Genomic DNA, 7995 nt, shown 5'->3' with positions numbered 1-7995 from the left:
CGGTGGTGCCGGTCCTCGTGGTCGCCTCGCGCCCGCCGCCGCCCGGCACCCCGGTGATCGACGGCAGTGAGCGGTGGGTGGGCAGACCTGGACACGGGAGCGCCGCTCCTCGGCCGACTCCGGTGAACGGTCCGCTCCCCGGCGACACGGCCGCTACCGGACCTCCTCGGCGCAGCGCCCTCCCGCGCCGAGGTCCGCTCGCCGTCCCGGAAATGCCGGGCGGGAGCGCCCGCCGACCGGTCTCCGCCCCCGGGTCTCCGCCCCCGGGCTGGGCTCCGGGAAAGGCGACGGGACGTTCGGGGAACTCCCGACCGGAATGGTGCCGATTCGCTCGGAGCGCCCGGGGGAATCGAATGCGGGGCGGGCGCCTCGGATTGTGTGGGCGCGCACTGGTGCGGTCGGAGGCGGATTCGACTCCGTACTCCCGGCGGGGGAGGCGACCGGTTCCTCCGGTGGGGCGGGGGGTGCCACCGCCGTCGGTGGGCGCGGGTCGGCGGAAACCCGGGAAGTCGGAACCGCCCGTGTGGGGCGGCCTGACCAGGGGGTTCGGTTCCAGCTGCCGGGAGGTCGCCGGCGAACCGCACGCTCCCCGGCTACGCCAAGGCGGCGACCCCCGGGGCAGCGCGAACCAGTCCGGAGATCCGGACGAGATTCGGGTGTGATCAGGGTCGTGAATCGAGCGGCCCCGGTCGTCGCCGTGATGCGGAGGGATGCGGACACCGCGGTCGACGCCGTTTCGACGATTCCCGTCGAATTCCTCCCCCTGTCCCGGAAACACCGGGAAAACCTTGACTTCCGCTTTCACCCCGGGTGAGGCTGGCTGTTCTCGGGGGAGTGGGCGCGCAGCGGAAACGACAGCCTCGACGTGAGGAGAACTGGGAATGCGACCACGCATCCTGCCCGCCTTCGTTGCCGTCCTCGTGGCGGCGGCCGCGGGTGGAGCCGGCCACGCCGTCGCGGGAGCGAGTCCTGCCGCGCCGCCCCCCACCGCCGGGCCGCCCCCGGCCGTCCAGGTGCACGAACAGGCCCACGACTGGCGCAACGTGGAGATCGTCGGCGGCGGTTTCGTGACGGGCATCGAGTACCACCCGACCGAGCCGGGCCTGGTCTACGCGCGCACCGACATCGGCGGCGCCTACCGGTGGGACACCGGGACCGGTCGGTGGTTGCCGCTGACCGACTGGATCGGGTGGGACGACTACAACCTGCTCGGCATCGACAGCGTCGCCCTCGACCCGTCCGACCCCGACCGCGTCTACCTCGCGGCCGGCGCCTACAGCCAGGAGTGGGCCTCCACCGCCGCGATCCTCCGGTCCTCCGACCGGGGGGAGACCTGGGACCGGGTGGACCTGCCCTTCCGGCTGGGCGGCAACGAACCGGGGCGGTCCATCGGCGAACGGTTGGTGGTGGACCCCCACGACAGCGACATCCTCCTGCTCGGCACCCGCGACGACGGTCTCTGGCGCAGCACCGACCGGGGAGCGACCTGGGCCGAGTTCGGCGACCTGCCCTCCCCGGGCCTGGCCGGCATCGGGGTGGGGCCCGTCCTCTTCGACCCCGCCAGCGGTGAGGACGGCGCGCCCACTCCCGTCGTGTACGCCGCCGTCGCCGGAGAGGACACCCCGCTGTACCGGAGCGACGACGGTGGGCGCACCTGGGACCCGGTCCCCGGTCAGCCCACCGGCCTGATCCCGCACCAGGCGGCGCTGGCCGGCGACGGGGTGCTCCACGTCAGCTACGGCGACCTGCCGGGCCCGTACGAGATGTACGACGGCGCCGTCCACTCGTACGACCCGGAGGCCGGGACGTGGACGGACATCACGCCGCTGCGGCCCAACGAGGGGGCCGAGGACGGGTTCGGCTACGGCGGCCTGGCCGTGGACCCCACCGACCCCGACACGCTGATGGTCGCGACCATGGGGCGCTGGGGGCCGGTCGACGACATCTTCCGCACCACCGACGGTGGCCAGAACTGGGTGTCCATCCAGGAGGGGCAGCACCTCGACACCTCGGTGTCGCCGTTCCTCGACTGGGGGGAGACCCCGAAGCTCGGCTGGATGATCGGGGACCTGGAGATCGACCCGTTCGACCCGGGGAGCGTCCGCTACGTCACCGGGGCCACCATCTTCGGCACCGACGACGTCACCCCCGCCGACGCGGGAGCACCCACGGACTGGTCGGTCCGGGCGGAGGGCCTGGAGGAGACGGCCGTGCTGGACCTGGTCAGCCTCCCCGGCGGGCCGCTGATCAGCGGGCTCGGTGACATCGGCGGCTTCACCCACCACGACCTCACCACCAGCCCACCCGCCGGGATGCACCAGAACCCGATCCTCGGCAACACCACCAGCCTCGACCACGCCGCGCACGACCCGGACACCGTGGTCCGGGCCGGGACCGGCGGCGACACCTGGGCTGCCTACTCCACCGACGCGGGGGACAGCTGGCAGCCGTTCCCGACCCAGCCCCCGTCCAGCACGGGTGGCGGCACGATCGCGGTGTCGGCCGACGGTGGGGCGGTGGTGTGGACGCCGGAGGACGGCACCGCCCACCGCACCACCGACCTGGGCCGGACCTGGGCCCCGGCCGCGGGGTTGCCCGAGGGCCTGACCGTGCGCTCCGACCGGGTGGACGCCGCCGTCTTCCACGCCGTCGACCCGGAGGAGGGCGCGCACTACCGCAGCGACGACGGTGGGGCGAGTTTCGCCCTGGTCGGCGACGACCTCCCCGCGACCGGCCAGGCGCAGTGGAAGGCGGTGCCCGGCGTCGCCGGCGAGGTGTGGCTCGCCACCGGGTGGGGCGGGCTCCACCGGTCCACCGACTCCGGCGAGAGCTACGTCCAGGTCCTCGACGAGGCGCACACCGTGGGGTTCGGGGCGCCCGCCCCCGGGGCGACGGCCCCGGCGGTGTTCGTCACCGGTGTCGTCGACGGCGTGCGCGGCGTCTTCCGGTCGGACGACGCCGGCGCGACCTGGGTCCGGGTCAACGACGACGACCACCAGTACGGTTGGATCGGCCAGACCATCACCGGGGACCCGGACCGCCACGGCCGCGTCTACCTCGGGACCAACGGTCGGGGCATCCTCTACGCCGACCCGGTCGGCGGCTGAGCACCACCGGTGGGCGGGCCACCGCGCCCGCCCACCGCCCCGCCGGCCGTCCTCGGGACGTGGGGGCGCCGTCAGCTGGCGGTCACCGCGCCGAGACCGCGCAGCGCGCGCACGAGGGTGCGCATCACCGCCACCGATTCCTCGTGCCGCATCAACGGGCTCTCCACCTCCCCGGCCCGCACCGCCCGGTGGACCTCCCGCAGCTGGTGACCGTAGCCCCGGCCCTCGATCGGGTGCTCGAACACCTCCGGGTCCCGTCCCGGGGTGACGAGGGTGAGCGAGCTCGGGTTGAAGAAGGGGTCGGCGAGTTCGAGGCGACCGGTCGTGCCGACCACCGAGGCCCGCGCCGTCTGGTGCGCGACCAGCGTGCAACCCAGCGACGCGTACCTGCCGTCCGGGTAACCCAGCAGCAGACCGGCCTCCGCGTCCACCCCGTTCGCGGCGAGGCTCCCCCGGACGGTGAGCTCGGTGGGTTCACCCAGGACCAGGTGCGCGAACGACACCGGGTAGACCCCGAGGTCCAGCAGGGCACCACCGCCCTGGGCCGGGTCCCACAGCCTGGCCGCCGGATCGTAGGGCACGGCGAACCCGAAGTCGGCCCGCACCGAGCGGACCTCGCCGACAGCGCCGTCCGCCAGCAGCGCGCCGAGCCGGCGGATCAACGGGTTGAAGCGCGTCCACATCGCCTCCATGAGGAACAGCCCCCTGGCACGGGCCAGCGAGGTCAGCTCCTCGGCCTGGGCCACGGTCACCGTGAAGGCCTTCTCGCACAGCACGTGTTTGCCCGCGAGCAGGGCTGCCCTGCTGACCTCGTGGTGTTGGCTGTGGGGCGTGGCGACGTAGACCACGTCCACGTCCGGGTCGTCGAGCAGCGCCCGGTAGTCGCCGTAGGCGCGTCGCACGCCGTGCCGTGCGGCGAACTCCTCCGCCCGCTCGAGGCGACGCGAGGAGACGGCGTGCGGGATCGCGTCTGGCAGGCGGGCCAGGTCCTCCACGACGGTGCCGGCGATGCCACCCGTCGCGACGATCCCCCAGTTCAGCGGCCTGTCCGGTTCCACAGTCACGATCAGTGAGACTACGCGGGACTGTCACACGGGTGGGTGTGGACTGACCGGATTCCGCCGTCCTCTTCCGTCACTTCCGAGGTGGGGAGGGGCGGCCGGGTTCGGGTCGACGGCACCAGGGGACGGCCCGACACTGGGGGAACCCGGAGCGGGACACCCCGCCCGGAACGAGCCCGGAGTGAGAAGGACGGCGATCCGCATGCCGGACAGCACGCGGCCCCCGGTCCGCGCGGGACGGGAGTCGGGGTGACGCGCCGCGCGAGCGGCGACGAGGGCGCGCCCGGCGGCGGCCACGAGGACCACGCGGAACAGGCGGATCACGGCCACGCGGATCACGCCTCGGTCTTCCGCCGACGTTTCTGGGTCAGCCTCGTCCTCGCCGTCCCGGTGGTGCTGACCAGCCGGATGATCTCCGACTGGTTCGGCTACCCCGTCGCCGACCCGGTCGCGTGGGTGGCCCCCGTCCTGGGAACGGTGCTCTTCGGGTACGGCGGTTGGCCGTTCCTCGCCGGTGCCGCCACCGAGCTGCGGGCCCGGAGACCCGGGATGATGACGCTGGTCGCCCTGGCCATCTCCGTCGCGTTCGTCGCCAGCGCACTCACCACCCTCGGGTTCGGCGGGTGGGACCTGGACTTCTGGTGGGAGCTGGCGCTGCTGATCGTGATCATGCTCCTCGGGCACTGGCTGGAGATGCGGGCCCTGGGGCAGGCCAGTGGGGCGCTGGAGGCACTGGCCGAGCTGCTGCCCGACGAGGCGGAGTTGCTCGGCGACGACGGGGAGCCCCGCCCAGTCCCGCTCCCCGAGCTGCGGGTGGGGGACGTCGTCCTCGTCAGGTCCGGCGGGCGGGTCCCGGCCGACGGCACCGTCGTCGCGGGGAGCGCCGAGGTGGACGAGTCGATGGTGACCGGCGAGTCGCAGCCGGTCACCCGGGAGGAGGGAGACCCGGTCGTCGCGGGCACCGTCGCCACCGACTCCGCGTTGCGCGTCCACCTCACCGCCGTCGGCGACCAGACGACACTGGCCGGCATCCGCCGGCTCGTCGCCGAGGCGCAGAGCTCGAGTTCCCGGGCGCAGGCCCTGGCGGACCGCGCCGCGGCCGCCCTGTTCTACTTCGCGCTGGTGGTCGGCCTGCTGACCTTCGCCGTGTGGTCCCTCCTCGGCGAGACGACCTCGGGTGTGGAGCGCACCGTGACGGTGCTCGTCATCGCCTGCCCCCACGCGTTGGGGCTCGCGATCCCCCTCGTCGTCGCGATCTCCACCTCCCTGGCCGCCAGGGCCGGGATCCTGGTCACCAGTCGGCTCGCCCTCGAACGGATGCGGACCGTCGACACGGTCGTCCTCGACAAGACCGGGACCCTCACGACCGGACAGCCCTCCCTGGTGGGGGTGGAGGCCGTCGACGGTGACGCCGAACGCGTCCTGCTGCTCGCGGCGTCGGCCGAAGCCGAGTCGGAACACCCGCTGGCCCGCGCGCTGGTCGCCGCCGCGCGGGAGCGCGGCGAGCTCGAACCGGCCGCGGACTTCCGCTCCCTGACGGGTCGGGGCGTGACGGCACGCGTCGGAGGCGTCGACATCGCCGTCGGCGGCCCGGCCCTCCTCCGCCAGCTGGGACTCCGCGTGCCCGAGCGGCTCGAACCCGCCACCGGGAGGTGGGCCGAGCGGGGCGCGGCCGTGCTCCACGTCGTGCGGGACGGTGAGGTGGTCGGGGCGGTCGGGCTCGCCGACACCGTGCGCCCGGAGTCCACCGAGGCCGTGCGCGGGCTCCGCGCCGAAGGGCTCGCCGTGCTCATGATCACCGGGGACGCGCGGCACGTCGCGGAGGCCGTGGGGCGCGAGGTGGGTGTCGACGAGGTCATCGCGGAGGTGCTGCCCGAGGACAAGGACGCCGCCATCACCCGGCTCCGGGACGAAGGGCACCGGGTCGTGATGGTGGGCGACGGGGTGAACGACGCCCCCGCCCTGGCCAGGGCGGACGTCGGGATCGCGATCGGTGCCGGCACGGATGTGGCGATCGAGTCGGCCGGCGTGGTCCTGGCCTCCGACGACCCGCGCGGTGTGCTGGCCGTCCGGCGGCTCTCGGCCGCCACCTACCGCAAGATGTGGCAGAACCTCGCGTGGGCGACTGGTTACAACCTGGTCTCGGTTCCCCTCGCCGCCGGCGTGCTCGCCCCCGTCGGTTTCGTGCTGCCCCCGGCCGTCGGGGCGGTCGTGATGAGCCTGTCCACCATCGTCGTGGCCCTGAACGCACAGCTCCTGCGCCGCGTCCGACTACGCCCGTCCGGGTGAGCGGGTGGGGTTGGGAGCGTCGACGGCGTTGGCCCACGGCCAGCCGGGCGCGGTGGCCCCCTTCAGTAGGATCCCGGGCGGATGGAACCACCATCGTGCGCGTTCCCCACCGCCCGGCCGCCGACGGTCCTCCCCCTCCCACCGGTCGGGCACCGTCCTGCGGCGCAGGCCGGTCACCGCGCGCCCCGTCCCTGCTGACACGACGAGGAACCCTGACCATGACTGTGAGGCCGTGGACCAAGGCCGCGCTGCTCGCGGCGGTGACCGCCGCGGCGCTGGCCGGCTGCACCTCCCACGAGATCAACAGCGATCCCGAGCCAGCCGGCCCCCAGTTGGAGTTCACCTCCGAACCGTCCTACACGGAGGAGGACATCGCGCTCGCCCACGACATGGTCGCCCACTACGAGCGCACCGTCGCCCTGTTCGATGCCCGAGGCGAGGAGAACGCGCGCCTCACCTCGCCGGCGCTGCGGGAGTACGCGGACCGCACGGCCATCGAGCACACCCGGCTGAAGGACCGCTTCGTCGGCTTCTCCTACATGACGGGCCAGTGGCCACCCCTCGAACCGCTGGACGACCCGCCCGCGTTGCCCGGTGACGAGGAACTGTCCCCGGCGGAGCAGGTGGTGGAGACCGAGCCCGAGGCCGACCCGTCCGACGCCGAGGGGGAGGGTGAGGGGCCCGAGGAGAGCCCGTGGCCGAGGGTCCAGCGGCTGGAACAGCTCCAGGGCCCGGAGTTCGACCGGTTCTGGCGGGACTCGCTCGTGGCCAGCCACGAGATCGCGTTGGAGAAGGCCCGGATCATGCTCGACGAGGCTCCCGCCCGGGAGCTGCGGGAACTCGCGCAGCGGGTGCTCGACCGGAACCCGGGAGAGATCGAGGAGCTCCGCGCGCTCCCGCTGTGAGCCGCTCCCGAACACGCACACCGCCGGCCCGTCGTCCACTCTGGACGGCGGGCCTGCGGCGTTCCGGGGGTTCGCTCCTCGGGTTCGCCGCCGGCCACCGGCTGGCCGCGTGACCCGGGGGCGCTCGCCTTCGCGGGCACCACCCGGGCGCGGGCACCACCCGGCGCGGCGACGGCGCGGGGCACCGGCTCCCACCACCCGCGAGCCCCGCCTTCCGCCGACTCCACGGCACTCCGCCCGCACTGCCTGTCCGGGTACTCCCCCGACGGACACGCCGCGGACCCCGGGTTTTCCCACGGTGAACCGATAGCCTGGGGCGGATGAACGGGTGGAGGAGCGCGCACGGCCGGTGGCTGGTCCTGCTCGTCCTGCTCGTCGGCCTCGTCGGCGCCCACCACGTGGTGGGCCGCGCGACACCGACCGCCCCGTCCCCGGTGGCCGTGTCCTCGTCCTCGCCGGCCCCGCCGCAGTGGGCGGTCGGGTCCGATGCCTGCTCGTCGTGCGCCGGGACACCCGTGGTGGCCGAGGACTCCCTGTTCCACGTCTGCGTCGCGGTGGTGCTGGCCCTCGCGCTGGCCGCCCTGGCCCGCCGCCCCCGCCCCCTCGTCGAACTCCGCCCCACCCGCCGGCACC

5 protein-coding genes are annotated in these 7995 nt (G+C 74.2%); 4 read left to right on the top strand and 1 reads right to left on the bottom strand.

Going from position 1 to position 7995, the window contains the following annotated elements; translation table 11 throughout:
- Positions 1–881 precede the first annotated feature (881 nt).
- Entirely contained in the window at positions 882–3107 is a 2226-nt protein-coding gene (locus ACTIDRAF_RS0216590; protein WP_016699847.1) for a beta propeller repeat protein, read from the top strand.
- A gap of 71 nt (positions 3108–3178) precedes the next feature.
- Here ACTIDRAF_RS0216590 and ACTIDRAF_RS0216585 read toward each other — a convergent pair whose 3' ends face one another.
- A complete protein-coding gene (locus tag ACTIDRAF_RS0216585) occupies positions 3179–4171 on the bottom strand; it encodes a Gfo/Idh/MocA family protein (protein ID WP_211215364.1) in 993 nt (330 codons plus the stop codon).
- A gap of 246 nt (positions 4172–4417) precedes the next feature.
- Here ACTIDRAF_RS0216585 and ACTIDRAF_RS0216580 point away from each other — a divergent pair, with 246 nt between their 5' ends.
- The 3 genes from ACTIDRAF_RS0216580 to ACTIDRAF_RS0216570 form a co-directional block, all read left to right on the top strand.
- Entirely contained in the window at positions 4418–6457 is a 2040-nt protein-coding gene (locus ACTIDRAF_RS0216580; RefSeq protein WP_016699845.1) for a heavy metal translocating P-type ATPase, read from the top strand.
- A gap of 218 nt (positions 6458–6675) precedes the next feature.
- Positions 6676–7362, top strand: coding sequence for a DUF305 domain-containing protein (locus ACTIDRAF_RS0216575; RefSeq protein WP_081715640.1), 687 nt, complete (start codon positions 6676–6678; stop codon positions 7360–7362).
- Positions 7363–7682: 320 nt separating this feature from the next.
- On the top strand, positions 7683–7995 hold a 313-nt coding region (locus ACTIDRAF_RS0216570), incomplete at its 3' end, for a hypothetical protein (RefSeq protein WP_016699843.1).

This window comes from Actinoalloteichus spitiensis RMV-1378 (assembly GCF_000239155.1).
GTDB classification, from domain to species: Bacteria; Actinomycetota; Actinomycetes; order Mycobacteriales; family Pseudonocardiaceae; genus Actinoalloteichus_B; species Actinoalloteichus_B spitiensis.
The sequence above is the reverse complement of the archived record's forward strand: the minus strand, read 5'-3'. Positions and strand labels throughout refer to the sequence as shown.